1 pseudogene is annotated in these 969 nt (G+C 45.7%); it reads left to right on the forward strand.

The annotated features are described in order from the left end of the window. A pseudogene (locus A3739_RS30460) lies at positions 1-969 on the forward strand (hypothetical protein); the annotation flags it as partial.

Genomic DNA, 969 nt, shown 5'->3' on the forward strand with positions numbered 1-969 from the left:
TCGGGTTACGAATTGATAACAGTCACGCAGCCTGATGAGGGAGAGTGGGTGATTGATGCGGACGTTGGTCCGGATAGCCGTGTCACGATTGTGAGCAATTTGCAGATGGATGTCCCGACATTGCCAAGTAACGTATTTGCAGGCGATGTATTGGATGTTAATGCCAGCTTCTTCGATGAGGGTGAATTAATCACCGATAGCGACTTTCTGTCCATCTTAGAGGTCGATTTAAGTGTTACTGATGAAGTAGGGCAATCAGGCAGTCGAGCCATGAAACTCGGTTCTGACAGTGTGTTTAGAGATCAAATCTCTAAATTGAAAAACGAAGGTACTTACATTGTCGCTGTTGATGTTGATGGAAAAACATTTAAGCGTCGGTTTGAACAAACAGTGACCTTGCGTCCTCCATTTGATTTTGAATTGTCTGTGGTTGGGGGTGACCAGCCAATGCATAGGCTAGTAGTCAGCGCTTTATCGACTGATATATTGCTGGAGGAGACTAGTGTGTTTGCGAAGGTGAAATCTCCCGATGGTAATAGCTTAATCAAAGCTGTCGAACGAATTGGAGATGAAGCGCGCTGGGCGATCAATATCATGCCCGAAGCGGGTGATGGCGTTTATAAGTTGGCGGTGAAAGTGAAGGGCGTCAATGAAGCTGGGGAACCTGTTAATTTAAAACCTAAAGTATTCGAAGTGGCTTTCCCTATTCCAATGGGCGAAGCAAATAAAATCATCGCAGTTGAAGAAGAAGCTGTCGAGCCGGTTGAAGGGCTTGATGAGCCAGGCGAGACTGTCGAACCTGAGCAGAACATTGCGCCAGACTTGAGTGAAGAAGCAACTAAAATGGCTGATTTTACGCATGGTATGGAGGATGAAAAAAGTAATGAAATGCTTTGGGTGGCTATTGCAGCGGGTGTCGCATCGATTGTCGCATTACTCGGTACCTTGATTTACTTCGTGCGTAAGAAA

This window comes from Oleiphilus sp. HI0067, from assembly GCF_001635735.1.